Origin of the sequence: Rubrivirga sp. (genome assembly GCF_049648075.1) — a bacterium.
Classification (GTDB): domain Bacteria; phylum Bacteroidota; class Rhodothermia; order Rhodothermales; family Rubricoccaceae; genus Rubrivirga.
In genome coordinates, this window is the sequence record NZ_JBARYR010000654.1 from 1 (window position 1) to 1,554 (window position 1,554).

Genomic DNA, 1,554 nt, shown 5'->3' on the forward strand with positions numbered 1-1,554 from the left:
CTGCTGGACCCCTCGGGGCAGCGGGAGTGGGGCGTCGGGTCGTTCCTGGCCTCGGCCCGGATCAATGCCGGGGTGTGCCGCTACGCCTACCCGGCCCCGCTCCGCGAGCTGCTCTACAACCCCCAGATCTACGCCCGGGTCAACCTCGCCGTCCAGACCCGGTTCAGCTCGGGTCCCGCGCTCGCGCTCTACGAGAACTGCCTCCGCTTCCTGAAGGTGGGGACTACCGGGTGGATCAGCCTCGACGACTGGCGTGGGTTGCTCGGGGTCGGCGATGGGCAGTACCCCGAGTACAAGCGGTTCCGGTCGAAGGTGCTGACGCCGTCCGTCAAGCAGGTCAACGAGCAGAGCGACATCCGCATCAAGATGGAGACGAGACGAGAGAAGCGTCGGATCGCCGCGCTCCGGTTCTCGGTCGAGCGCGGCCCGGCTCTCGACGAGACCGCCCTCGAGGTCGTGATCGAGCCCGACGACGGGGAGCCGGACGCCGGGCCGCCGAACCCCGGCGCTGAGGTGCGGGGTCGTCTCGCTGAGTTCGGCCTGACCGAAGCGCAGGCGGCCGACCTCACGGCCGAGTTCGCCGCCGACCGGGTGGACCGGAACCTCTCGTTCGTCGAAGACAAGCTGGCCAGCGGTGGCGACGTCAAGAACCTGGCCGCGTACACGGTCGCCGCTGTCCGTGGCGACTACGAACGGAGCGGGCGGGCAGCCAACCGCAAGCGGACGGCGGCGCAGCGGAAGGCGGCTGAGAAAGCTGCGGCCGCACAGCAGGCCCTGTTCCCGTCGCCCGCCGCTGCTGTCTTGCGCCAGCGAGGCGAGGAGGGGGATGCGAAGGATCGCCAGCTCGATGCCTCCGTGGCCGCGCTCTCGGACGATGACCGGGCGGCACTCGACGCCGAGGCGGTCGCTCTGCTCCGGGAGTCAGGGAGCGGCTGGTGGCGCGAGGTCGAGGGAGCCGTGAGCTCAGGGAAGACAGACGGACTTGGGATCGCTGTGAGGTCCGTCCTCCAAGTTGCCCGACGAGACGTGATGCGTAGCCGTTGACGTGAATAGGCAGCCGTGCGACCTATCCATTTGGCGCACCGGCAGGCTGGATGCGACAGAAGGCTGTCACCCATGATCGGGATCGTTCAGCGTAGACACCTCACCAGATCCCCCAAGGCCACCGCTATGACAGTTGAGACCCACAAGATCACAGAGGGGGTAGCCGGTGAGCGTCAACTCCGCAACCGTCTCGGCCAGTTGACGCGCGAGGATCGAGCCCTCGGCTGCTACGTCGGCTCGACCTCGGACTACCGCAAGCGTGCCCGTCAGCACGAAGCCCAGTCGCCTCACTTCGAGCGGATGGTTGTGCTCTTCAGGACACGTGACCTCGAGGTTGCCCGAGATGTTGAGCGCGATCTGATCCGGCACACCGAAGCGAAGAACGCGAACGCCCTGCCAGGCGGTGAGGGGTTGAGGTCGGGGAAGCGGTGGTACTACGTCTACGTCCTCCTCGAGCCTATCCCGGAGGAGACCGAGAGCCTGTGGCCTGTCGCTCTCGGACTGGTGGGG

Annotated in this window: 2 protein-coding genes; both read left to right on the forward strand. The window is 67.7% G+C overall.

The window, feature by feature from the left end; translation table 11 throughout:
- Positions 1 to 1,044, forward strand: a 1,044-nt coding sequence (locus WBA11_RS17635) for a replication initiation protein (RefSeq protein ID WP_424521951.1), incomplete at its 5' end; no start/stop codon positions are given.
- 126 nt (positions 1,045 to 1,170) lie between these two features.
- The coding region (locus WBA11_RS17640; protein WP_424521952.1) for a hypothetical protein at positions 1,171 to 1,554 on the forward strand (384 nt) is incomplete at its 3' end.